The sequence below is a fragment of the Bradyrhizobium sp. SZCCHNR3119 genome (assembly GCF_032487775.1).
In the GTDB taxonomy this organism is placed as follows: Bacteria; Pseudomonadota; Alphaproteobacteria; order Rhizobiales; family Xanthobacteraceae; genus Bradyrhizobium.
In genome coordinates, this window is record NZ_JAUEUV010000001.1 from 4,208,200 (window position 1) to 4,233,269 (window position 25,070).

At 65.3% G+C, this 25,070-nt stretch carries 19 protein-coding genes and 1 pseudogene; 16 read left to right on the plus strand and 4 right to left on the minus strand.

The features are described from left to right. Positions 1–101: 101 nt before the first annotated feature. Positions 102–1,601 (plus strand): annotated as a pseudogene (locus tag QX034_RS19390) (amidase). Positions 1,602–1,603: 2 nt separating this feature from the next. On the opposite strand, the gene QX034_RS19395 reads toward QX034_RS19390, so the two are convergent. Beyond that, the gene (locus tag QX034_RS19395; protein ID WP_315700915.1) at positions 1,604–2,113 is read right to left on the minus strand and encodes a thioesterase family protein; all 510 of its coding nucleotides are present in this window, start codon (positions 2,111–2,113) and stop codon (positions 1,604–1,606) included. Between the two features lie 73 nt (positions 2,114–2,186). Between QX034_RS19395 and QX034_RS19400 the strand changes: the two genes are divergently transcribed. Then, positions 2,187–3,608, plus strand: coding sequence for an FAD-binding oxidoreductase (locus QX034_RS19400; RefSeq protein ID WP_315700914.1), 1,422 nt, complete (start codon positions 2,187–2,189; stop codon positions 3,606–3,608). A 1-nt stretch (position 3,609) separates the two neighbouring features. Here the strand turns inward: QX034_RS19400 and QX034_RS19405 are convergent, their stop codons facing one another. Next, positions 3,610–5,301, minus strand: a complete 1,692-nt coding sequence (locus QX034_RS19405; protein ID WP_316195689.1) for a SulP family inorganic anion transporter — start codon at positions 5,299–5,301, stop codon at positions 3,610–3,612. 40 nt (positions 5,302–5,341) lie between these two features. After that, complete coding sequence (locus QX034_RS19410) at positions 5,342–6,259, minus strand: LysR family transcriptional regulator (protein ID WP_315700912.1); 918 nt, start codon at positions 6,257–6,259, stop codon at positions 5,342–5,344. Between the two features lie 102 nt (positions 6,260–6,361). On the opposite strand from QX034_RS19410, the gene QX034_RS19415 reads away from it, so the two are divergent. After that, on the plus strand, positions 6,362–6,796 hold the full coding sequence (locus QX034_RS19415) for a DoxX family protein (protein WP_315700911.1): 435 nt from the start codon (positions 6,362–6,364) through the stop codon (positions 6,794–6,796). A gap of 37 nt (positions 6,797–6,833) precedes the next feature. Beyond that, positions 6,834–7,646 (plus strand): class III extradiol ring-cleavage dioxygenase, encoded by an 813-nt coding sequence (locus tag QX034_RS19420; protein WP_315700910.1) that lies wholly within the window; start codon positions 6,834–6,836, stop codon positions 7,644–7,646. A gap of 90 nt (positions 7,647–7,736) precedes the next feature. Here the strand turns inward: QX034_RS19420 and QX034_RS19425 are convergent, their stop codons facing one another. After that, positions 7,737–8,231 (minus strand): cytochrome family protein, encoded by a 495-nt coding sequence (locus QX034_RS19425; RefSeq protein ID WP_315700909.1) that lies wholly within the window; start codon positions 8,229–8,231, stop codon positions 7,737–7,739. Positions 8,232–8,338: 107 nt separating this feature from the next. Between QX034_RS19425 and QX034_RS19430 the strand changes: the two genes are divergently transcribed. From QX034_RS19430 to QX034_RS19485, 12 genes are all read left to right on the plus strand, one after another. Further along, positions 8,339–9,259 (plus strand): LysR substrate-binding domain-containing protein, encoded by a 921-nt coding sequence (locus tag QX034_RS19430; protein ID WP_315700908.1) that lies wholly within the window; start codon positions 8,339–8,341, stop codon positions 9,257–9,259. Positions 9,260–10,028: 769 nt separating this feature from the next. After that, the gene (locus QX034_RS19435) at positions 10,029–11,330 is read left to right on the plus strand and encodes an MFS transporter (RefSeq protein WP_315700907.1); all 1,302 of its coding nucleotides are present in this window, start codon (positions 10,029–10,031) and stop codon (positions 11,328–11,330) included. Between the two features lie 87 nt (positions 11,331–11,417). Next, positions 11,418–12,665: a cytochrome P450 gene (locus QX034_RS19440; protein WP_315700906.1), complete on the plus strand. Its 1,248-nt coding sequence runs from the start codon at positions 11,418–11,420 to the stop codon at positions 12,663–12,665. A gap of 172 nt (positions 12,666–12,837) precedes the next feature. Continuing rightward, positions 12,838–16,584 (plus strand): AsmA family protein, encoded by a 3,747-nt coding sequence (locus QX034_RS19445; protein ID WP_315700905.1) that lies wholly within the window; start codon positions 12,838–12,840, stop codon positions 16,582–16,584. A 31-nt stretch (positions 16,585–16,615) separates the two neighbouring features. Next, positions 16,616–17,554, plus strand: coding sequence for a LysR family transcriptional regulator (locus QX034_RS19450; RefSeq protein ID WP_315700904.1), 939 nt, complete (start codon positions 16,616–16,618; stop codon positions 17,552–17,554). Positions 17,555–17,676: 122 nt separating this feature from the next. After that, entirely contained in the window at positions 17,677–18,558 is an 882-nt protein-coding gene (locus tag QX034_RS19455; RefSeq protein ID WP_315700903.1) for a shikimate dehydrogenase, read from the plus strand. A gap of 72 nt (positions 18,559–18,630) precedes the next feature. Then, complete coding sequence (locus QX034_RS19460) at positions 18,631–19,770, plus strand: ABC transporter substrate-binding protein (protein WP_315700902.1); 1,140 nt, start codon at positions 18,631–18,633, stop codon at positions 19,768–19,770. Positions 19,771–19,840: 70 nt separating this feature from the next. Further along, positions 19,841–20,716, plus strand: coding sequence for a branched-chain amino acid ABC transporter permease (locus tag QX034_RS19465; RefSeq protein ID WP_315700901.1), 876 nt, complete (start codon positions 19,841–19,843; stop codon positions 20,714–20,716). After that, positions 20,713–21,711, plus strand: a complete 999-nt coding sequence (locus tag QX034_RS19470; protein WP_315700900.1) for a branched-chain amino acid ABC transporter permease — start codon at positions 20,713–20,715, stop codon at positions 21,709–21,711. The genes QX034_RS19465 and QX034_RS19470 overlap by 4 nt, the downstream gene beginning before the upstream one ends. Beyond that, the gene (locus QX034_RS19475; RefSeq protein WP_315700899.1) at positions 21,708–22,451 is read left to right on the plus strand and encodes an ABC transporter ATP-binding protein; all 744 of its coding nucleotides are present in this window, start codon (positions 21,708–21,710) and stop codon (positions 22,449–22,451) included. Before QX034_RS19470 ends, QX034_RS19475 begins: the two co-directional genes overlap by 4 nt. 11 nt (positions 22,452–22,462) lie before the next feature. Further along, positions 22,463–23,200 carry an ABC transporter ATP-binding protein gene (locus QX034_RS19480; RefSeq protein ID WP_315700898.1) on the plus strand — a complete coding sequence of 246 codons (738 nt, stop codon included), beginning with the start codon at positions 22,463–22,465 and terminating at the stop codon, positions 23,198–23,200. Beyond that, the gene (locus tag QX034_RS19485; protein WP_315700897.1) at positions 23,197–25,068 is read left to right on the plus strand and encodes a bifunctional sugar phosphate isomerase/epimerase/4-hydroxyphenylpyruvate dioxygenase family protein; all 1,872 of its coding nucleotides are present in this window, start codon (positions 23,197–23,199) and stop codon (positions 25,066–25,068) included. The genes QX034_RS19480 and QX034_RS19485 overlap by 4 nt, the downstream gene beginning before the upstream one ends. The last annotated feature ends 2 nt before the right edge of the window (positions 25,069–25,070 follow it).

The following is a 25,070-nucleotide window of genomic DNA, read 5'->3' on the forward strand; positions in this document are numbered from 1 at the left end:
GCGTCTGTGCCGCTGCCGCGGCTGCCCCATGGGCAGCGGCCGCAATGTTAGCCGACGCTGGCGGGGACGACGAACCAAGACGATGATGAGGGGGAGGCCACGTGAAGTTCACGGAATATGTGCAGCGCGATGCCGTCGCGCTCGCCGAATGCGTCGACCGCGGCGAAACCTCGGCGGCAGAACTTCTGCAGATCGCATTGGCGCAGAGCGAGCGGGCGCAGCCGCGAACGAACGCGATTTGCCTGATGATGGCGGGCTAGGCGCGAGCCCAGTTCGCAAATCCGTCCAAGGGACCGTTTACGGGCGTTCCCTTTCTGATCAAGGATGCCGCGCAGGATTATGCGGGCCTGCCGACCAGCTATGGCAGCAAGGCGCTGTCGGGCCTCGTCGCCGCCGAGCATGCCCATGTGGTCCGGCGCTATCTCGAAGCGGGCTTCGTGATCTTCGGCAAGACCAACCTGCCGGAGCTGGCGCTGAAGGGCGTATCGGATAGCCGCCTGTTCGGGCGGACCTGCAATCCCTGGAATGGCGATCACACGCCGGGCGGCTCCAGCGGTGGCGCCGCGGCGGCGGTCGCCTCCGGCGTGGTGCCGATGGCGGCCGGCAGCGATGGCGGCGGCTCGATCCGCATTCCCGCCGCCTGCTGCGGCCTGTTCGGCCTGAAGCCGTCGCGCGGCTTGGTCTCGGCCGGGCCGGCGTTCGGCGAATATTGGTATGGTGCGGCAAGCGAAGGCGTGATCTCGCGCAGCGTGCGCGACACCGCGGCGGCGCTCGACGTCATCGCCGGAGCCGAGCCCGGCGATCCGTTTCTCGTCGCAGAGCCCGGCGTCGTCTTCGCACAGGCGATGAGCCGCGAGCCCGGCCGCCTGCGCATCGGCTTCACGGCGGCCTCGCCGATCGGCACCGCGGTTCACGCGGAGGCGAAGGCGGCGGTCGAGAATGCAGCGAAGCTCCTGAGCAATCTCGGCCACGAGGTCGAAGAAGCCTCGCCCGATATCGATGGCGCAGCGCTCGCGAAATCCTTCCTGCACATCTACTTCGGCCAGGTCGCAGCCCTCGTGGCCGATGCGCGCGCCAAAGGCGCAAAGCGTCAGGATTTCGAGCTGCTGACGCGGGTGCTGGCCACGCTCGGCGGCGCGATTTCCGCCGGCGCGCTGACCACGCAGCTGTTGAAGTGGAACGAGTTCGCGCGGGCGCTGGCGCGCTTCCATCAGCGTTACGACCTGTTGTTGACGCCGACGCTCGCGCATCCGCCGGTCCGGCACGGCCAGGGCGATCCGAGCGCGGCAGAGCAGACGCTGCTCGATTGGCTCGATCGCATCGGGCTGCTCGGATTGCTCGGCCGCGCCGGCCTGCTCGACGGCACCATCGACAAGATCGCGCGCGACAGCCTGCAATATGTGCCGTTCACGCAGCTCGCCAATCTCACCGGCACGCCGGCGATGAGCGTGCCCCTGCACTGGACGGCCGATGGCCTGCCGCTCGGCGTGCAGTTCGTCGGCCGGCTCGGCGACGAGACACGGCTGCTGCAGCTCGCGCATCAGCTCGAACAGGCGCAGCCCTGGTTCGACAAGCTGCCGGCCTGGGTCACGCAGGCATAGCGCTATGTCTTGACCGGCATGCCGATGGCGCGGCCGAGCCCGTCAGGGCGCGGCAGCGCCGCGTGCTGGCGTGCCACCTCCTGGATGCGCGCCTGGATGTCGTCGGGAAACGGCGCGACCTTGCGCTTGCTCATGTCGATATGGACGGACATGTTCTCCGAGGTGGCTGAGAGCCAGCCTTCGCCGGCGTGGCGCAGCTCTTCGAAGGTGTGCAGGCGCTTTTCGTCGGCGGCGATCAGCCACACCGCGATCTGCACGGGATCGCCCAGGTGGATCTCGCGCAAATAGCGCACGTGGCATTCCGCGGTGAAGGTCGAGCCCTGCCGGTCGTTCATATAGGCCGGGCCGATGCCGAGCGCAGCCCAGAGTTGATCGATGGCGCGGTCGAACATCACGTTGTAATAGGCCATGTTGAGATGGCCGTTGTAGTCGATCCATTGCGGCTCGATCTGCATCACCGAGGACAGGAACGGCCCGGTCCCTCGCGTGGTGGGCACTGCATTATCGCTCATCGGCTCTTCCGTTTGCTCCCTTGACCCCTGTGTCGTCCTTTGTCACGGTCCGCCGCAAATCGCGGAGGAAACAGTGGCGACGACGATCCCCCATCACGACCTGAAACGGCCCGAGCCGCAAGCGCTGAAGAACGCGCTGGACGCTCTTGCCGCGCGCTTCGGCAACCGCCTCATCACCTCGCAGGCCGTGCGCGAGCAGCATGGCCATACCACGACCTGGCTGCCGACGCAGCCGCCGGACGGCGTGGTGCTGGCGCAGGAGACCGCCGACATCCAGGACGTGGTGCGGATTTGCGCAAGCCATGGCGTGCCGATCATCCCGTTCGGCACCGGCACCTCGCTCGAGGGCCAGGTCAATGCACCTGCGGGGGGCATCTGCATCGATCTGCGCGACATGAACAAGGTGCTGGAGGTCCATGCCGAGGATCTCGACTGCGTGATCCAACCCGGCGTCACCCGCAAGGCGCTGAACGAATATTTGCGCGACCAGGGCCTGTTCTTTCCGATCGATCCCGGCGCCGATGCCTCGCTCGGCGGCATGGCCTCCACGCGCGCGTCGGGCACCAATGCGGTGCGCTACGGCACCATCCGCGAGAACGTGCTGGCGCTGAAAGTGGTGCGCGGCGACGGCGAGATCATCAAGACCGGCACGCGCGCCAAGAAATCCGCCGCCGGCTACGATCTGACTCACCTCTTCATCGGCGCCGAAGGCACCCTCGGCATCATCGCCGAGCTGACCATTCGCCTGCGCGGAATTCCGGAGACGATCGCGGCCGCGGCTTGCTCCTTCGAGACCGTGCGCGGCGCCTGCCAGGCCACGATCCTGGCGATCCAGACCGGCATTCCGGTGGCACGCATCGAACTTCTGAACGCCGCGCAGGTGAAGGCCTGCAACGCCTATTCGAAGCTGAGCCTGCCGGAAACGCCGCTCTTGCTGCTCGAATTCCACGGCAGCGAGGCCGAGGTGGCGGAGCAGTCGCGGAATTTCGGCGAGATCGCGCGCGAATGCGGTGGCGGCGAGTTCACCTGGACCACCAGGCCGGAGGATCGCACCAGGCTGTGGCAGGCGCGGCACGACGCCTATTGGTCGGTGAAGGCGATCCGGCCCGGCGCCGGCGTGGTGGCGACCGACGTCTGCGTGCCGATCTCGCGGCTGGCCGACTGCGTCACCGAGACCGAAGAGGATCTCAAGCGCCTCAATTTGACCTCGCCGATCGTCGGCCATGTCGGCGACGGCAATTTCCACTGCTCCTTGATGTGCGATGTCGACGACGCCGAGGAGATGGCGCGCGGCGAGGAGTTCATGCATCGCCTGGTGGAGCGCGCGCAAGGCATGGGCGGCACCTGCACAGGCGAGCACGGCATCGGCCAAGGCAAGCAGAAATATCTGGAGGCCGAGCTCGGGCCCGAGGCGCTGGACACGATGCGCGCGCTGAAGCAGGCGCTCGATCCGCAGAACATCTTCAACCCCGGCAAGATCATGCCGGCGGCATAGATCAGCCGCCCGGCGGCGCGAGCGCGCGCACGGCTTCATCGACGCTGTGGAACATGTGATCGCGCGGCAGCACGTCGTACAGGCCGAAGCGTTCGAACGCGTCCTGGGCGCGCAACGATTCCAGCCGCGCCACCGCGAAGCTGACGCCCTGTCGGTTGCACAGCTTGATCAGCTCCAGCAGCGCCTGTGCCGCCGTGAAGTCGATCTCGGGAATGCTGCTCGCTTCCAGCACCAGCAGCCGCGGCTGTTGGTTCTGCAGCAGATGCTGAACACCGGCGCGGAACGTCGTCGCATTCAGGAAGCTGAGCGGCGCCTGGAAGCCAACCACCGCTACGTCGGCCGACCTTTCGCCCTTGATGCTCGGATGCGCCGGCCACCAGATCGTCGTGCCCGGGACGCGTTCGAACCGGACGAGGTGCGCGCGCGTCGTGCTCCAGATGCCGTGCAACAGCGACAAGCCGATGCCGAGCGCCACGCCCTGTTCGATCGGCAGCACGACGATGGCAGCCGCGGTCGCGAGGATCAGCAGGAACTCGCCTTTCGACTGCCGGTAGATGCGCAGGATCTGCGACAGGCGGATGATGCGCAGCGCGATGAACAGGAGCACGCCGCCGAGCGCAGCCTCGGGCACATGGGCGAGCAGCCGCGCACCGAAGCCGATCAGCGCCAGCACGAGCGCGGCTGCGACCAGGCCGGACAATTGCGAGCGGCCGCCGGTTTCGGCGACGATGCCGGTGCGCGGTGGGCTTGCATTGACGGGAAAGGCGCCGATCAGGCCGGCCAGCAGGCTGCCCGCGGCGGCGCCGATGAAATCGCGATCGATGTCGGCCGGCTGGTCTGAGTCGGACGGAAACGCGCGCGAGGTCGCCGCGGACTGCACCATCACGACAATGGTGATCAGAAAGCTAAGCGGCACCAGCTTCGCCCATTGCTCGGGAGCGATCTCCGGAATTTTCGGCGTTGGCAGATTGCCGGACAGCGCGCCGACCACGTGCACGCCCTTGTCCTCCAGATGCGCCACGATCACCAGCAGGGTGGCGGCCATCAGCGCGATCAGCGCGCCGGGAATCCGCACGCTGATCATCTCCGATGTCGTGACGATGGCGACCACCCCGAAGCCGATCGTCATCGTGAACGGGTTGGCGTCCGTGACGTGCCGGGCCAGCACGGCGATGCGTTCGAGCGTCGGCCCGGCGGGCGAGGGGACGCCGAGCACCCCGGGCAGCTGCGAGACGATGATGTGGATCGCGATGCCCGCGAGAAAGCCGACGGTGACCGGCACGGAGAGCAGATCGGCGATGCCGCCGAGCTTGAACGCGCCGGCGCAGGCCAGCATCAGCCCGACCAGCAGCGCGAGCGCAGCCGCCAGCGCGAAATAATCCAGCGTGCCGCTCGTTGCGAGCAGCGCAAGGCCGCCGGCGAAGATCGGCGTGATGGTGGAATCCGCGCCGCACGACAGATAGCGGTTGGCGCCGAACAATGCGAAGCCGAGCGATCCTGCGATGAAGGCGAAGAAGCCGATCTCGGGCGCGAAGCCGCCGAGCCGGCTGGTCGCCATCTGCTCGGGGATCGCGATCGCCGCCAGGGTGAGCCCGGCGACGAGGTCGGCGGGCAGGGCGCTCAAGCTCCAGCCCCGCAGCGAGCGCAGCAGCGGCCAGCGTTTGTTGCCTGCGTTCGATGTTTGTCGGATCACGGTCACCTCCTGTCGTGCCACACAAGAGCGATTCATCGGGTCAGGCAAGCCCGTGATCCCATGGCGGCTCCGGCGCGAAGGCGGCGGCGATGAAGTCGATAAAGGCGCGGACCTTGGCCGAGGGCGAGCGATCCGGCAGGTACACGGCATAGACCGCAAGCAGATCGGAGGCCGGCAGCTCCAGCGTGATCGGCACCAGCCGTCCCTCACGGAGCGCGTCGGCGACGATGAAGGTCGGCTGATAGATGATGCCCTGGCCGGCGAGCGCGGCCGCCAGCAGCGCATCGCCATTGTTGGCGCGCAGATTGCCGGTGATGGAGATGTCGACACTCCTGGAGGTGCCCATGCGCCAGCGTCCTGCGCCTGCCTGCGCCAGGGTGTAGCCGAGGCAGTTGTGACCTGCGAGCTCCGCGGTCGTGCGCGGGGTCCCATGGGCTGCGAGATAGGATGGCGCGGCGCAGACCTCCATGCGGCAGGGCGCCAGCCGCCGCGCGACCAGGCTGGAATCGCGCAAGGTCCCGATGCGGATCGCCAGATCCCAGCCCTCCTCGGTGAGGTCGACCAGGCGGTCGTTAAGACCGAGTTCGACCGTGACGCCGGGATAGTGCCGGGCGAATTCGGCGAGCCGCGGCGCGATCTGACGGATACCGAAGGCGAGCGGCACGTTGAGGCGGAGCAGCCCGCGCGGCTCGATCCGATCGGCCGAGACCGCCGCCTCGGCCGCCTCGAAATCGCCGAGCACGCGTTCGGCGAGCTCCAGATAGCGCCGGCCATCATCGGTGATGGCGAGCCGGCGCGTGGTGCGATGAAACAGCTTGGTGCCGAGCCGGCTTTCCAGCGCCGCCAGATGCTTGGTCACCATGGTCTGCGACATCCCGAGCGCCCGGGCGGCGGCCGAGAGGCTGCCGCTCCCGGCGATCTTGGACATCACTTCGAGCCCGGTCAGGCGGTCGAGCATTCACTTCACTCTATTGGTGTGAACTATCTTTCCCGGATACCAGATTATCGCCCCTCGGGAAATGATCCATATCTTTGCGAGCGATTCCTACTGGAGGCTGAGATGATCGATTCCCGCACCGCACCCTATGCCGCGCTTCTGCTTCGCCTGACCCTGGGCGGACTGTTCCTGGCCCACGCCAGCCTGAAACTGTTCGTGTTCACCCCGGCCGGGACGGCCAAATTCTTCGGCAGCATCGGCCTGCCGGCGGAGCTCGCTTACCTCGTCATCGCCGCCGAGATCCTGGCCGGCATCGCGCTCATTCTCGGTCTCTACACCCGCTGGGCGGCGCTCGCCGCGGTGCCGATCCTGCTCGGCGCCATCTTCACCGTGCATGGCGCGGCCGGTTTCTTCTTCAACAATCCGAGGGGCGGCTGGGAATATCCGGCGTTCTGGGCCGTGGCGCTGATCGTGCAGGCGCTGCTCGGTGATGGTGCCTTCGCGTTGCGTGCGCCGCGCGCGAACCTTGCCAGCGGCGCGCTGCGCAGCGCACATTGACGGCTTGCGAGCCCGCTCCATTAGCCGAGGGTTGAACATGACACTGCCGAGCCTGTTCGTGTCGCACGGGTCGCCGATGCTGCCGCTGACAGACGCGCCAGCGCGGCAGTTTCTGATCGATCTGGGCCGCAGCCTGCCGCGGCCCAAGGCCATCCTGGTGATCTCGGCACATTGGGAGACGGCCGAGCCCGAGGTGAACGCGGTCGCCGTGAACGACACCATCTACGACTTCTACGGCTTCCCGCGTGCGCTCTATGAGCTGCGCTATCCCGCGCCCGGCGCGCCGGAGCTCGCACAAGACATCGCGGCACGGCTCAAGAGCGCCGGCTTCGCGGCATCGATCGACCGCAGCCGCGGTCTCGATCACGGCGCCTGGGTGCCGCTGCTTCTGATGTATCCGGAGGCCGATATTCCGGTGCTGCAGCTCTCGATCCAGACCGAGCGCGGGCCGCAGCACCATCTCGCGCTCGGCCGGGCGCTGGCGCCGCTCAGTGAGCAGGGCGTACTGATCATCGGCAGCGGCAGCTTCACCCACAATCTCGCCGAGTTCCGGATACGGCGGCCCGAGCTGAACGCTCCGGCGCTGCCCTGGGTCGATGCCTTCGCCGATTGGGTGCATGAGGCGGCGATCGCCGGTCGCATCGCGGATCTGCTCGACTATCGCCAGCTCGCGCCATATGCCCGCAACAACCATCCGACCGAGGAGCACTTCCTGCCGCTGTTTGCCGCGCTCGGGGCGGCCGGCGAGGGGGCGCGCGTCGAGCGGCTGCACAACAGTGCCAATTACGGCGTGCTGCGCATGGACGTGTACGCGTTCCATGCGGCGAATGAGACTGCCGCGGCCGCGTGATCGGGCCTGCAGGGGGCACGCTCCGCTCTGCCCAACCCTGCGCGTCTTGTACGAAAGCTCGCAGGTCAGGCGGTCACGATTCCGATCGAGTCACTGTGACCTCGGACCGAAATCCTGGTCGTCCAGGGCCGCATCCTGCGGGACCTTGATTGCGACGACGCCACGATTGAGGGCCTGGTGGCAGGAGTTGCAGCCAGAGGTCAGGTCGGCATAGGCCTTGTCGAATGCGGCCATGTCTTTCGCCTTCACCGCCGCTGCAAGTTCGGCGAACGGCTGCTGCGTGACAGCACTGACCATGTCGGGAAGCGAATTGTTCTCGACGGTCGGATGGGCGCGCCCCAGGCGATTGAAGGCGCCCCTGAGGTTGCCGAGCTCATAGGCGCCGAACTCCCAATTTCCCTCGTGAGCCGCGATCCATAGCCTGATGTGACGCGGCTGGATGGTCGCGATCATGAGATCGCTGACGCTCGGAACGTACGATACCGGCTCGTCCGCCGCGCCGGCCCGCAAGTCCAGCGCCGTTCCGAGATACACGAGCGTAGCGACGCTTGCCGCACCGGCGGAGGCAAGGACGCGAAAAACCATCGACCGTCTGCGCATGAGTGATGTCTCCAGATCTGACCGGAACCTACAGACGATTGATGATCAGCTCCAATCGTAGTATTTTTTGGACATAATAAGGAATTCTGATCATGAATATCTCCCTCAAGCAGCTGCGTTATTTCGATGCGGTCGCGCGTTTGTCGCATTTCGGCAGGGCTGCCGAACGGTGCGCGGTGACACAGCCGGCGCTCTCGATGCAGATCCAGGAGCTGGAGCAGACGCTCGGCGTGCAGCTTCTGGAGCGCAGCCGGAAGGGCGTGATCCTGACCGAGGCGGGCCGCGAGATCGCCGCGCGCGCCGAACGCGTGCTCGCCAGTGTGCGCGACATCATCGACACCGCGCACTGTCACCGCGGCGTGCTCGCCGGCACGCTGCATCTCGGTGTCATCCCGACGCTCGCGCCTTACGTGCTGCCGGTCGCACTGCCCTTGATCCGCAGAAGCTTTCCCGATCTGGACCTGCATTTGCGCGAGACCCAGACACAAACCCTGATCGCGCAGTTGCTCGACGGCGGGCTCGATCTGTTGCTGCTGGCGCTGCCGGTCGATCACCCCGATATCGAAACCATTCGCCTGTTTACCGATCGCTTCCTGCTGGCGCTGCCGAAATCGCGGGAGATTTCGACCAATCGCGTGCGCGCGACGCCCGAGCTGTTGCAGCAGGACCGGCTGCTGCTGTTGGAGGAGGGGCACTGTCTGCGCGACCAGGCGCTGTCGTTCTGCAACCTGCGCCGCGTCGACAACATCGACACCTTCGGCGCCTCGAATCTCTCGACCATCGTGCAGATGGTCTCGAACGGGCTCGGCATGACCTTGCTGCCCGAGCTCTCGGTCGACGTCGAATGCCGCCGCGGCGACATCAAGCTGATGCGCTTCTCCGATCCGGAGCCGAAGCGCGTGGTCGGACTCGCCTTCCGCAAGACCTCACCGCGCAAGGAGGACTTTGCCGCGCTCGGCAAGCTGATCGCGCAGGCCGCCACACGTCAGATCCGCGAGATGGCGGCGGTGTGAGTGATGTGTGACTGCCCGTCGTGCCAACGTGTCGCGGCCAATTTCGCTTGCGGCGTCGGGCAAATCACAACGATGATCCGTGCGTCCTGCACTCGATAAGAGGGCGTTTCGCGATCGTCACGAACGTTGAGCGCGGGATGCGGTGGACGTGATGTCATTGCAGCGCATCTCATGCGCGGACGAACGATGTCATCACGTACGGTCAAGTCGCGCGGTCCTGATACCCCGACGCTGGTATCCCGCGCAACGCGCGAAAGCGCGTTGTCGCGGTCGCGACGAGGCTTCGCCTCGCGCGGTTACGGTGGCCAAAAAGCCCGGTGCACCGAGGAGAACGCGAAGCAGCCGTTAAAGCCATCGCGCAGGGAAGGCCGGATCATCCGGCTGAGCCTGTGGTTCCTGCCCCGTGCATTTTTATCGCACGGGGGCCGCGGGTATCAGTCGATGCCCGGCCTTCCCTGCACCCTCTTTCTTGAAGAGGGTCACCGAATGAGCAAAGCTCGGACGCAAATCGCGCCGCGGGACTATGAACGCATGCCGCTTCCGTCATTGCGAGCGAAGCGAAGCAATCCAGAACCCAGTGAAGATTTTGGCGACGATTCTGGATTCCTTCGGAGCTCACGCTCATCGCAATGACGCCGCGAGCGCGTTGCAAACAAACATGGCCGTCTTGACCTCCGACGTAAGTGACATCAGCCGCTCCAACCCACAAAGTCCTTGACCCGTTCGCGCACAAATGATGCGAAGAGTGACCAGGGAGAGAAACGACACAATGCGACTGCCCTTCTTCTATGGCTGGGTCGTCGTCGCCGTGACCTTCGTCACGATGGCGATCGGCGTCAATGCACGAACCGCCTTCTCGCTGTTCTTCCCGCCGATCCTGTCCGAATTCGGCTGGGAGCGCGGTATCACCGCCGGCGCGTTCTCCTTCGGTTTCGTGATATCGGGAATCGTCAGTCCCTTGATCGGCCGGCTGATGGACCGCACCGGCCCGCGCGCGGTGATGGAGCTGGGCGTGGCGCTGATGGCCGGCGGGCTGTTGCTGGCCCCACTGACGTCGCAGCCCTGGCATCTCTACGTCACCATAGGCGTCATGGTCGGCGCCGGCAGCGTCTGCCTCGGTTATTCCGGGCAATCGCTGTTCCTGCCGAACTGGTTCATCCGCCGGCGCGGCCTTGCGATCGGCGTTGCCTTTGCAGGCGTCGGCATCGGCTCGGTCACGCTGCTCCCCTGGGTGCAGCATATGATTGCCGAAACCGGCTGGCGCACCGCCTGCACCGCCATGGGCCTCCTCGTGCTGATCGTGCTCGCGCCGATCAATCTGCTCCTGCGCAAAAAGCCGGACGAGCTCGGCCTGCGGCCCGATGGCGATGCCGTCCCATTGGCTTCGGCGGCGAAGCCGGTCTCCAACATCGTCGATCCTGCCTGGGCCGCCGTCGATTGGACCTTGCCGCGCGCGCTGCGCACGATGAGGTTCTGGTGGCTTGCGATCGGCTATTTCTTTGGCCTGTACATCTGGTACGCGGTCCAGGTCCACCAGACCAAATATCTGCTCGAGATCGGCTTCAGCCCGAACGTCGCGGTGTGGGCGCTCGGTGCGGTCAGCCTGCTCGGCATTCCCGGCCAGATCGCACTCGGTCATGTGTCGGATCGGATCGGGCGCGAGGCCGTCTGGGTCTTGAGCTGTGTCGGCTTTGCCATCTGCTTCGCCGCCCTGATCGCGCTCAAGGCTTCGCCGACCCTGCTGCTGGTCTATGTCATGGTGGCGAGCCAGGGCGTGCTCGGCTACGGCATCACCTCGGTGATGGGCGCCGTGGTCCTGGAGATCTTTCAAGGACCGCATTTCGGGGCGATCTTCGGCACGATCATGCTGATCGGCCTGTGCGGCGGCGCGGCAGGCCCCTGGGTCACCGGCGTGCTCTACGATCTCACGGCGAGCTACACGGCCGGTTTTGCGATCGCGATCGCTGCGTGTCTCGTCTCGGCGGTCGCAGTGTGGTGTGCCGCGCCGCGGAAAGTCCGCGCGGTCGCCGGCCAATTGCACCGGCTGAAGCCGGCCACCGAGGTCCCATGATGGATTTAGGTGATCAGGATTTCGCTTGCCATGCCCCTCTCCAGATGAGCTAATCGGCCAAAACGAAAAATCAGGAGAGGAACGACCATGAACGAGCATGTCCAGGCCGAGACTGTCCAGGCGAAGCCGGCCGCGCCGCTGTTCAATCCGTTGTCGCCGCAGTTCATCCGCGATCCCTATCCTTTCTATCAGCAGCTGCGCGAAACTGACCCGATGCATGTGACGCCGTTCGGCGCCTTCCTCGCGAGCCGCCATGCGGAATCGAGCCTCGTCCTGCGCGACAAGCGTTTCGGCAAGGACTTCGTCCCCCGCAGCATCCGCCGCTACGGCCCGAAGATCATGGACGAGCCGATTTTCCGCAGTATGAGCCTGTGGATGCTGCAGCAGGATCCGCCCGATCACACGCGCCTGCGCAACCTCGTCGTGAAAGCGTTCACGGCGCGGCGGGTGGAGGACATGCGCCCGCGGATCCAGCAGATCGTCGACCAGACGCTCGACGAGGTGATCCCGCGCGGGAACATGGACCTGATCGAGGATTTCGCGTTCCGCCTTCCGGTGACCGTGATCTGCGAGATGCTCGGAATTCCGGAGGAGCACTGCGAAGCTTTCTATAAGAGTTCGCGCGAAGGCGGACGCCTGCTCGATCCGGTGCCGCTCTCGCCGGCCGAGATCGCGGAGGGCAATGCCGGCAACGCGGTCTCGAAGGCCTATTTCCAGCAGCTGTTCGAGTTGCGGCGACGCCAGCCCGGCGACGATCTGACAACGCAGCTGCTGCAGGCCGAGGAAGACGGCGCCAAGCTCAGCCATGAGGAACTGACCGCGAATATCATCCTGTTGTTCGGCGCCGGACATGAGACCACCGTCAACCTGATCGGCAATGGCCTGCTCGCGCTCTATCGCAATCCGGATCAGCTGGCGCTGTTGAAGGCGCGCCCGGAGCTGATCACCAATGCGATCGAGGAGTTCCTGCGCTACGACTCCTCGGTGCAACTGACCGGCCGCGTCGCGCTGGAGGATATCGAGGATCTCGGCGGCAAGCGCATCCCCAAGGGCGAGACCGTGCTGTGCCTGCTCGGCTCAGCCAATCGCGACCCGGCCGTCTATCCCGACCGCCCGGAACAACTCGATATCGCCCGGCCCAATGTGAAACCCTTGTCGTTCGGCGGCGGCATCCATCATTGCCTCGGCGCGCAGCTCGCCCGCATCGAAGCGGAGGTGGCGATCGGAACGCTGCTGCGCCGGCTGCCGGAGCTGAAGCTGGACGATCCGGACAATCCGGATTGGCGGCCGACCTTCGTGCTGCGCGGCCTGAAACGGCTGCCGGCCCATTGGTAACCATTTCGCTAACGGCGGTTGTGCGGCGCAGGCCATTTATCGCATGATGCTGTGACTTCGCCGCACTTCGTCCTATATGATGTGGCGCTCCGGCATCGATATCTGGTGGGGCGGCGCCGCACCGCGGGTTTGAGGGTTAGGCGCCGGAGCGTTGTCCTTTGAGGGAGACCCCGTGCAGACGACCCTGCTCGGATTGGCGATTGCCTTCATCCTTGCGCTCCTGGCTGCGCTGATTGGGCCTTATTTCGTCGATTGGAACCAGTTCCGGCCGCAGTTCGAGGCCGAAGCCAGTCAGGTGATCGGGGTGCCTGTGCGGGTCGCGGGCGCGCTCGATGCGCGCCTGTTGCCGACGCCGACCTTGCGGCTGCGCCAGGTTACGTTCGGCGGGGCGAATGATCTCGGCAAGCTGCGCGCCGACAAGCTCGATGTCGAGTTCAGCCTCGGCGACCTGATGCGGGGAGAATGGCGCGCCAATGAGCTCACGGTCAGCGGCATGGCCGCCGATCTCGGGCTCGATCCGAAGGGCCGCGTCGATCTGGCGGGCGGAGGCGGCCGGTTCAATCTGGCTGCGCTGTCGATCGATCGTCTGAACCTGACCGGCCGCGTCGCGCTGCATGACGCGGTCAGCCACTCGACGCTCGAGCTCACCGACATCGTGTTTTCCGGCGATGTCCGCTCGCTTGCCGGCTCGCTGCGCGGCGACGGCGCGGTTTCGGTTCTCGGCGTGCGCTATCCGTTCCGCGTGTCCTCTAGCCAGGACAAGGATTCCAGCGGCCTGCGCGTGCATCTCAACATCGATCCGGGCGAGCGTCCGGTGGCCGCCGATGTCGAGGGCCTGATCAGCTTTGCCAACCGCTCGCCGCGCTTTGCCGGTGCGCTGACCTTGTCCTCGCCGCCGCCCAAAGGACAGTCCAAGGAACAAGGCAAGGCCAAGCCGGTCGATGCCAAGGACCAAGCCATCGGCGATGCGCCCTGGCGGATGACGGCCAAGGTGGCAGCCGATTCTTCGGTCGCCAAACTGGACCAGATCGAGTTCAGCTTCGGCCGGGAGGAGCGGGCGCTGAAATTTGCCGGCAACGGCGATGTGCGCTTTGGCGCGGCACCGCTGCTGCGCGCCGCATTATCGGCGCGCCGGCTCGATGCCGACCGGTTGCTTGGCATCGACGGCAATACGGATCGCAAGGCGACCGTTCCGGCACAGGCGCTGCCGGAGCTGCGCAACTGGCTGGCGCGGCTGCCGACCTTGCCGCTGCCTGCGGACATCCAGATTTCGACCGAACAGATCACACTCGCCGGACGTCCGGTGCAGGATTTTTCAGCGAGGCTGCACAACGAGCCTGCGTCATGGAGCCTGGAACAGGTCGATCTCAAGGCGCCCGGCGCAACCCATCTGACGTTCAGGACAGCGGGGGCGTCGGCCGCTTCGACGTCGAGTGTTTCTGGCGCACTCGATCTCGATTCGGCTGATCCCGACGCGCTGGTCGCCTGGCTGCAGGGCCGCACCGAGACCAGCTATCGCAGCCAACGGCCGCTACGCTTGCGTGGCAATGTCAATATCGGGTCCGACCGTGTCGCTATCGAAAGTCTGAAGGCCGAGATGGACAGCGGGGCGGTCGAGGGCCGGATGGCACTGATCACCCCGTCCAGCGGCGCAGGATCGCGCTTCGAGGCGGCGTTGAAGGGCGAGCGGCTCGACGTCGATGCCGCCACGGCGCTGGCCCGCTCGCTCGCCGGATCATCGGGGCAGTGGCCTGACGAAGCGAGCATCGCGATCGACGTTGGACGCGCGACATGGAGCGGCCAGGACTTTCGTCCGTTCACAGCCAAAGCGTCGTACGGGCCGAAGAGCATCACGGTCGATCAGGTCAAGTTCAGCCAGGGAGGGGTGACCAGCGAGGGATCGGGCCGGTTCGACCGCACGGACGCAACCGGACGGCTCAGCCTGACCACGAACGCGGCGTCGCTCCACGACATCACGGCTCTGCTGCAGCCATTTGCGCCGAACCTGGCTGCGCAACTCGAGAAGGCCGCGGTTCAACCAGGGCCGGCGCGGTTCAAGCTTGCGCTTGATCTTGCCAGGGATCCGGCGAGCGCCGATCGCGCGCAGGCCAAAGCCGTGCTCGACCTTGAAGCTCCGCAAATCAAAGGGACGACGACGCTGACCGCAAAGCCGGCGGCCTCGGCGCTGCGCAATTTCGATCTAGATGCGATCAGCCGCACCGATGTCGGGTTGGATGCGAAGATCTCGGCGGAGCAGGGCAACCTGTTGCTCGCTTTGCTTGGCGTGAATCGCATCGCCGCGGCGGGCAGCGGCCCGGCCGTGCTCGATGCCGACATCAAGGGCAATTGGCGCGCGCCCTTGCGCGTCACCGCGAAGATCGCAGGCGTGGGTCTCGACGGGGATGTGCAGGGCACGCTCGAGACCACGTCCGGGTCCTGGTCCTTGCCCGCGGCCGATTTGCTCAAGGCTAATCTGAACCTGCGGGTCCGTAATGCGAACCTGGCGCCGCTCGCCGGATTCGGCGCGCAGGCTGCGGCGGCGCAGAACGCGCGGCTGTTCGCTCGCGTCGGTTTGGTCGCTGGCCGGCTCAGCCTGGACGACATCGATGGCCTCATCGGCGGAGCACGGCTGCGCGGGCGCCTCGCGCTCACGCTCGACGACGACAGGCAGATCGACGGCGAGCTTGGGCTGGACGCGCTGAACCTGCCGCAGATGTTCGCGCTTGTGGTCGGTGCGACCGGCCATGATGCCGCCGAGCCGCTCGGTCCGGGGTTCTTGAAGGGGTGGAGAGGTCGGGTGTCATTCCAGGCGCTCAGCGCTGCGCTGCCGGGCGGTGGCGAATTGCGCCCGATTGGCGGCACGATCAAGAGCGATGGGCAGAGCCTGACGGTCGAGAATTTGAAGGGGCGGCTTGGCGGCGGCGACGTCGCGGCGACGCTCGATGCACGGCCGAATGCCAATGGATTGGCGCTGAGCGGCCGCCTGGAGCTGTCGAACGTGGATGGCAACGCGTTGCACTACCGCAGCTTGGCGATGCCCGCCGGCCGCATCTCCGCGCAGATGGCGCTTGCGAGCGAGGGGCGCAGCGTGCAGGCGCTGACCAGCGCCTTTGCCGGCAACGGCACCGTCACGCTGGATGGTGTTTCGATTCCGGGTCTCGATCCACGCGCCTTCGATGTGGCGCTGCGTGCCTTCGACGCCGGCCAGATCACCGACGATGTGAAGCTTCGGCAGATCGTGGAGCCGCTGCTGACCACGGGATCGCTGGCGGTGGCGTCCGCGCAGATTCCGTTCGTCATCCGCGATGGGCGGCTGCGCGTCAGTGCGACGACTTTGGACGCCAAGGACGCGCGCGCGATCGTCTCCGGCGGTTATGATATCCCGGCCGATCAGGCGGATATTCGCGCCAGCCTGATCACGACGACGATCGGCAACGAGAGCAGCCGCCCGGAAATCCAGCTGTTCGTGGTCGGGACGCCCGACGGGCTGCAGCGCAGTGTCGATGTCACCTCGCTGTCGTCCTGGCTTGCGGTGCGCGCCATCGATCGCGAGACGCGGCGGTTGGATGCGATCGCGCGGGGCGAGCCGCCGCCGTCCTATCCCTCGTCCACCGCCTCCCTGCCGTCGCCCTCGGGGGCCGGGAGCGCACCGCCAAGCCTGACCGATGTGCCGGTGCCTGGACGCGATCCGCGCCGCACAAGGCCGGGTGGGCCCCGCCAGCAACCACCGCCGCAGCCGCCGCTGTCCGGTCCTCCGCCCGGATCGCCGCCGCTTCCGGTGCCGCCGGTGGCAGCGAACCAGCAGGTCGCCCCCTTGCCGCCGCCGGTTGAGGTTAAGCCCCCGCCGGGAGCCCTGCCGCCTAGGCCCAAGCCGATGCTGCGCCCGCCGCTGGTGCTGACGCCGCCTGGCAGTCCTTGATCTCGGTGCATCTCGGGGAGCATCCGCGCCGATGATGACGTTGCGTCAAGTGGAGGTCATTCGGGCCGTGATGGTGACCGGCACCATCAACGGCGCGGCGAAGCTGTTGAAGGTGTCGGCGCCGGGCGTCAGCCGACTCGTGAAATACACCGAACGCTCGCTCGGCATTCGTTTCTTTCAACGCCAGAACGGCCGGTACTTTCCGACCCCCGAGGCGCAGAACATCTTCGAGCAGATCAACAGCGTCTACGAGAAGGTCGATGATCTCAGCTACATCATCTCTAACATTGGCCGCGGCGCGCTCTCGGAATTGCGTGTCGGCTCGGTGCCAAGCATCGCGCAGGTGATGGTGCCGCGCGCCATCGAGCGCGTGCGCCGGCGCTATCCCGATCTCGGCATCGACATCAATATCCTCAAGATCGAGGAAGCGATCGATTATCTGATGCTCGGCAAGGGCGAATGCGTAGCGATGAGCTACCGGCTCGACCACTCCGGGCTTGATTTCCTGCCGCTCGCCTCCGGCGAATTGTTCTGCATCGTGCCGCCGGGGCACGAACTCGCCGGCCGCAAGCAGGTCTCCGCCGCCGAGATGACGCGCTATCCGCTGATCGGCATCGATCCCAACGATCCTTACGGCCGGATCATGGCCGAGATCTTCGAGCGCAACAAACTCGACTACAACATCTCGATCAAGGCTCGCTTCGGCACCACCGTGTGCGCGCTGGTAAAGGCAGGGCTCGGCATCGCCATCATAGACCAGTTCACGGTGGCCCACGGCGGCTATCCCGGCATCGAGCTTCTGAAGATCGCCGAGCCGACCCGGTTCGACACCTATGTCGCGGTCAAGCGCGGCGCCCCGCTATCGCTCTATGCGGAATACTTCATCGATGGCCTGCGCGCGGAGATGCGCGCGCTGGAGCCGGGACGACGTCAGGTGGCAAGGGCCAGCGCGGCCGGCCGCAAAAGATAACATCATGTTAGGTTCGGCGGATATTTGGGTAATTGTGTTAGCTGGCGAAAACATTATCGTCCGCATCTGATTTCACCGTCCTTACGGAGCCGCGACAGCTCCAACCGGAGACGACGACCATCGTGCCAGATATTTCCGCATCCGGAGGCCGCAAATTCCTGACCGGGTTGCTCGGTGCCCCGATCGCGCACTCGGCTTCACCCGCGATGCACGAGACGGCTGCCGCGGCGCTCGGGGTCCGCTGTCACTACCAGCTCATCGAGGTCGCCGGCGCCGACCGTGCCGAGCTTGCGATCCTGCTCGAAGGTGTCAGGCGGCTTGGCTTTGCCGGTGTCAACGTCACCTATCCCTACAAGGAGGCGGTCGTCGACCTGCTCGACGAGCTCGCGCCCAAGGCAGCCGCGATGCGCGCCGTCAATACCGTCGTGGTGCGTGATGGGCGGCTGATCGGCCATAATACCGACACGACGGGCTTTGCGCGTGCAGTGGCGCCCCTTGTTGCGGGTTCGGGCAACGGCGTCGTGGCATTGATCGGCGCTGGCGGCGTTGGCAAGGCGATCGCGTTTGCACTTGCGAACGTTGATGTCGCGGGCTTGCGCATCTTCGATACCGAGCGGGCGCGAGCAGAGAGGCTCGCCAGCGTGCTGCCTTCCGGGAAAGGCATCGTGGTAGCCGACAGCATCGAGCAGGCGGTGCAGGGCGCTGTGGGGATCGTGAATGGAACTCCGATCGGGATGCTGCCGAACCGCGGCACGCCGATACCCGACGCGCTGCTGCATGACGGTTTATGGGTGGCGGACGCAGTGTACTCGCCGCTCTGGACGCCTCTCTTGAAGGCGGCCAAAGCCAAGGGCGCGCGGGTCCTGCTTGGACGCGAGCTTGCGATCTATCAGGCGGCCGACGCGTTCGAGCTGTTCACTGGGCTTACGCCTTCGACCGACGTCATGGGGCGAGCTTTCGACGACCACATGGCGGAGAGATATCCGGCGGTTGACGCCGCCTGAGCAAACCGGCCAATACGAGCCGGAACATCGAATTCAAGAAACGCAAGAAGAGTAGAAACGAGGAGGAGACGCGTGCGATCGTTCATTTTGGCGAGCTTTTGCTCGGCTGTATTGCTGTCCGGCTCTGCGTGCGCACAGTCCGGGGCACCCATCAAGATTGCTGATGTTGCCGAGCTGTCGGGCGGTGGCGCCACCGTCGGTAACAATTGGAAGAATGGCATCGATCTGGCCGTCGAGGAGATCAATGCCAAGGGCGGTATTCTCGGGCGCAAGATCGAGGTCAGCCACGCCGATTCCCAGTCCAACCCGGGCGTGGCGCGCGCGCAGGTACAGAAGGCGCTCGACGCCGAGCCTTACGTCCTGCTCGGGCCGGGCTATTCCGGCTCCGTCAAGGTCACCGCCCCGCTCGCTGCCGAAGCGGGCATCACTCAGATCATGGGCGGCGAGGCGGCCGAACTGACGCAGGCCGGCAATAAGTTTCTGTTTCGCACATCCTTCGGTCAGCAGTCGTCGATGCCGAAGGTGGCCAAGTACATCAATGATGAGTTGAAGGCGAAGTCGGTGGCGGTCGTCTGGGTGAACAACGATTTTGGCCGCGGCGGACGCGACGTCATCACCAAGGAGTTCAATCGCCTCGGCATCAAGGTCGTCGCGGACCTGTCGACCGAGGCAGGCCAGGCGGACTTCGCAGCCGATGTCAGCAAGATCAAGGCCGCAGCCCCGGACGCCGTCTTCATCTATGTCAACGAAGAGGAAAGCGCGCGCATCCTCAAGGAGATCAAGCGCCAGGGCGTGACGGCGCCGCTGATCGGCGAGACCACGCTGGTTGGGCAGAAGGTCATCGAGCTCGCCGGCGATGCCGCCAATGGCGCCCGCGGCCATGTCGGCCTGACCACCGACGCGCCGGTCGAGGCCATCAAGGCGTTCCGGGACCGCTTCGTGAAGAAGTACAACTACGTGCCCGATCACAACGGCCTCAAGGGCTATCTCGCGGTCTACATGATCAAGGCGACCACCGAGAAGATGGGCAAGGTCGATTCCAAGGCGTTCGCGGATACCCTGCACGGATTGACCATCAAGACGTCTGACGAGCCGAACATCCTGATGGATGTGACCTTCGATCAGAACGGCGATATCGACCGGCAGGGCTTTCTGGTCGAAGTGGTCGACGGCAAGCAAGTCGTGGAGCAGGTGTTGCCAAAGCTCAACTGAGGCGAACGGGCGGCCGGTGGCGCCGGTCGGGATGTCGGGCGCCGCCTCACCCAAGGCTCACGGGGAAACCATGTCCAATCTGCTCGATCTGATCGTGGCGGGTCTCGCCACCGGCGCAATCTACGCGCTGATCGCGGTCGGCTTCACGCTGCTGTGGCAGACTTCACAGACCATCAACTTCGCCCAGGGCGAGTTCGTGATGCTGCCGGCGTTCCTGATGCTCGCGGTCATGCATCTCGGTGCGCCGTTCTGGCTCGCGGTCCTCGTCGGCATTCTGCTGTCTGCGCTGCTGCTCGGGCTCGCCTTCAAGATGCTCCTGGTCGATCCGATGCTGCGGCATGGCGTGCTGCCGCTGGCGATCGCGACGATGGCCTTGGCGATCGGGATCAAGGAAGCGGTGAAGCAGTTCTTCAGCGCTGAGGCGTCCCCGTTCCCGTCGATCGTGCCGGTGGATGATATTGTCCTGCTCGGCCGATCGGTCTCGCTGCAAAGCCTCGGCGTGCTCGCGGTCGCGGTTCTCGCCGTGTTCGGCTTGACGATGCTGTTGAATCGTACCTCACTCGGTCACCAGATGCAGGCGGCCGCGCAGAATCCGACGGTGGCACGTATCATCGGCGTGCCGGTCGAGCGCATGATCCTGCTGACGTTTCTGATCAATGCGGTGCTGGTGGCACTCGCATCGCTGCTAATAACGCCGATCTACCTCGCCAAGTTCTCGAGCGGCGAGGTGCTGGGGCAGGCGGCGTTCGTCGCAGCCATCGTCGGTGGCTTCAACCAGGTGCGCGGCGCGATCGCGGGCGGCCTGTTGATCGGTGTGGTCGACAATCTCGCCGCAGCCTATGTGTCGACGCAATACCGCGCCGCGGTCCCGATGGTGCTGTTGATCCTGGTGATCCTGTTCCGACCGCAGGGGTTGCTCGGACGCGCAGAGGAGCGCACCGTATGAGCACGAACGGTAAAGTGCTTCGCATCGCCATCGGCCTCGCCGTGATCGCGGGCCTGATCATCGTCCCGATGAACTTCAACCGCTATGGACTGTTCATCCTGAGCCAATGGGCCGTCATGACCGTCGCGGCCATGGGGCTCAACCTCACGCTGGGGTATGCCGGACAGGTGTCTTTGGCGCAGGGCGCCTTCGTCGGCATCGGCGCCTATGGTGCCGCGATCCTGACTACGCATGGCTGGCCGCTGGCTGCTGCGCTGGGCGTGGTCGTCCTGCTGTGCTTCGCCGTTGGCTGGCTGCTCGGCTATCCCGCATTGCGCGTCCAGCATCATTATCTGGCCTTTGTCACGCTCGCCTTCTCGACGCTGATGTTCCTGGTGTTCCGCAATGAGAGCTGGCTGACGAACGGCATCTACGGCATCAGCAACATTCCACGGCCGGAGATCTTCGGCTTTGCGACCCGCAAGCCTTTGCCGTTCTACTATCTCTGTCTCGGCTCGCTAGGTCTCGTCACGCTTGCAATGTGGTGGCTGATCCGCTCCCCCTGGGGGCGAGCCTTCATGGCCTTGCGCGAGAACCCGATCCGTGCGCAATCGCTTGGCGTCGATACCCGGCGCTACACCTTGATGGCTTTCGCGATCGGTTCGGTGCTCGGCGGCGTTGCCGGCGTGCTCTATGCGCCGCTGACACAGTACATCGATCCGGTGCCGTTCAACCTGCAGCTCTCGCTCGATCTCCTCATGATGGTGATCGTGGGCGGCTCCGGCTTCCTGTTCGGTCCGTTCCTGGGGGCCATGATCGCGGTGCTGCTGCCGGAATGGCTGCGCGTGGTTGAAGGTTATTATTTGATGCTCTATGCGGCAGCGGTGATCCTGCTGCTGATCTACTCGCCCACCGGTATCCTCGGCATCCTCGATCGCTATCTCAGCGCACGCCGTACCCAGGCGGCATCGACGCTGCGTGCCGCTGCGCAGTCCAAGCTGGAGGCGGTGCGATGACCGCGGTTCTGGACGTTCGCGAGGTGAAGAAGAGCTTTGGCGGTATCACAGCGGTGAACGGCGTCAGCTTCGACGTGCAGGAAGGGGAGATTCTCGGCTTGATCGGTCCCAACGGCTGCGGCAAGTCGACCCTGTTTAACTGCATCCTCGGTCAGCTCGTGCCGAGTTCGGGCGAGGTCCGCGTCGACGGCAAGGTCGTCACCGGGCAGCGGCCGTCCGAGCTGAACCGTCTCGGTGTCAGCCGGACCTTCCAGTTGCTGCAGGTGTTCCCGAAACTCTCGGTGCGGGACAATCTCATCCTCGCCGGCCAGGAGCATCGCGGCAGCATGCTGTCCCGCCTGTTCGGCCCGTCGGACGCCGGACTCACCGCAACTGCCGAGCAGATGATCGGCTTTTTCAAGCTCGAGCATCTCGCCAATGAGCCGGCCGGCGGCCTGTCCTATGGACAGCAGAAGCTGCTGGATGCGGCGATGGCCTTCATGGGCGGCCCTCGGCTGGTGTTACTCGATGAACCCGCCGGTGGCGTCAACCCGACAATGCTCGGCGATCTGAAGGAACGGCTGATCGCGATCAATCGCGAGCGGCGCGCGACCTTCGTGGTGATCGAGCACAACATGGAATTCGTGATGTCGCTGTGCTCGCGCGTCATGGTGATGGCGGAAGGCAGGGTGCTTGCGATCGGCAAACCCGACGAGATTCGTGCGAACCCTGCCGTGATCGAAGCCTATCTCGGACACTGATGGAGGCGGTCGTGAGCGACACCATCCTCGACGTTCAGAACCTCGTCGGCGGCTACGGCAAGATGACGATCCTGAACGGCACCAGCTTCTCGGTGCCGGCGGGCTCGATCACCACGGTCATCGGTCCCAACGGCGCCGGCAAGTCGACCGTATTCAAGGCGATCTTCGGCTTGCTCAAGCTGCGCGAGGGCAAGGTGATCTTCAAGGGGTGCGATGTCACCGGGCAGAGCCAGCGCGCGCTGCTCGCTGCCGGCGTCTGCTACATCCCGCAGGGACGCAACATCTTCGGCGAACTGTCGGTCCGCCACAATATCGAGCTTGGCGGCGTGGCCGCTCCTCGCGATATCGACATCGCCGCCCGGGTCGAGACCGCGCTCGATATCTTTCCGGTGTTGCGGAAGAAGGCGGAGCGGCAAGCCTCGACCCTGTCCGGCGGAGAACAGAAACAGCTCGAGATCGTGCGCGGCCTCTTGCTCGAGCCGCAGCTCGTGCTGATCGACGAGCCGTCGATCGGACTGTCGCCTCTGATGGTGCAGCAGACCTTCGATATCCTCAAGCAGCTGCGCGATCGCGGCGTCTCCGTGCTCCTGATCGAGCAGAATGCGCGCTCCGCGCTGGAGATCTCCGACTACGGCATTGTACTGGAGCTTGGTCGTACCCGGCTCATCGACAAGGCAGACCGCGTGCTGTCCGATCCGCGGATCGGACAGCTGTTCCTGGGCGGCGCCATGGAGGAGACCGCAGCATGAGCAAGCGTTCGATCGCGACCGTCTCGCTGAGTGGTGCCCTGGACGAGAAGTTGCGGGCCATCGCAGCGGCGGGCTTCGAAGCGGTCGAGATTTTCGAAAGCGACCTCGTGTCGTTCGGCGCCAGTCCGCGCGACATCGGCCAGATGTGCCGTGACCTCGGTCTGGCGATCTGCGCTTATCAGCCATTTCGCGATTTCGAAGGCATGCCCGAGCCGCAGCGTGCGCGCAACTTCGTTCGCGCCGAGCGCAAGTTCGACTTGATGCAGGAGCTGGGTACGGATCTGCTCCTGATCTGCAGCAATGTGTCTCCGGCTTCGCTTGGCGGCATCGATCGCGCCGCAGAGGACCTGCGTGAGCTCGGCGAGCGGGCGGCGCGCCGCAATCTGCGGGTCGGTTACGAGGCGCTGGCCTGGGGCCGGCATGTCAGCGATTATCGCGATGCATGGGAGATCGTGCGCCGTGCCGACCACAAAGCGATCGGCGTCATTCTCGACAGTTTCCATGCCCTGGCGCCGGCACTGCCGATCAACGCGATCCGCGCGATTCCCGCCGACAAGATCTTTCTGGTGCAGCTCGCCGATGCGCCGCGGCTCGAACTCGACGTCTTGTCCTGGAGCCGGCACTTCCGCAGCTTTCCGGGGCAGGGTGATCTGCCGGTGCTGGACTTCATGGAAGCGGTGGCTGCAACCGGCTATGCCGGACCTCTGTCGCTCGAGATATTCAACGACCAGTTCCGCGCCGGGTCGGCCGCGCGCACTGCCATAGATGGCATGCGCTCGCTCTTGCTGCTGGACGATGCGCTCGCTGCGCGAACGCCAGCGGCATCTTATGAGCGGCTCGCTCCCAGAGTGACGGCCAGGGGCATCGGCTTCATCGAGTTTGCGGTCAGTCCGGATAACGCGGGCGGGCTCGCCGAGCTGTTCGCCCAGCTCGGCTTCCGGAAGACCGGCCGTCATCGCAGCAAGGCGGTGGAACGGTGGTCGCAGGGCAGCGTCGATCTCGTCATCAATTGCGAGCCGGCGAGCTTTGCCCATTCGCATTATGTAACGCATGGTCCCGGCGTCTGCGCCATCGCGCTCGATGTCGACAGTGCCGAGCGGGCCATGGTGCGGGCGCAAGCGTTGAAGACGCGCACCTTCTCCCAGCCGGTCGGGCCGGGCGAGCTGGAAATTCCGGCCATCCACGGCGTGGGAGGCAGCCTCTTGTATTTCCTCGACACTCACGGAAAGCATTGGGACGTGGATTTCGAGGCCGTGGCCAACGACGACAGCGCGGCGCGCCTCCAGGCGGTCGATCACATCGCCCAATCGATGGCTTATGACGAGATGCTGTCATGGCTGCTGTTCTATGCCGGAATCATCGACCTCAAACGCTTGCCACAGATGGAAATCGCCGACCCAAGAGGTCTCGTGCAAAGCCAGGCCATCGTCAATGACGACCGCAGCCTGCGCTTCATCCTCAACGGTTCGGCAGCGAGGCGCACGCTGCCGTCGCGCTTCATCTCGGAGTTCTTCGGCTCCGGCGTCCAGCACATCGCATTTTCCACGGAGGACATCTTTGCCGCGGTTGCGGAGATGCGGGCCCGCGGTGCCGGCTTTCTCGACATTCCCGACAACTATTATGATGATCTCGAAGCCAGATATGATTTCGACGCCGGCACCTTGGCGGCCCTGCGCGCCAATAAGATCCTCTACGATCGCGAGGGCGACGGCGAATTCTTCCAGGTCTATACCCACATCTTCCAGGAGCGCTTCTTCTTTGAAATCGTGCAGCGGCGAAACTATCAAGGGTTCGGCGCGCCGAATGCTTCGATCCGGCTCGCCGCGCAGGCGCGCGAGGTCCGGCCGGAATCGATGCCGCGCATGTAGGG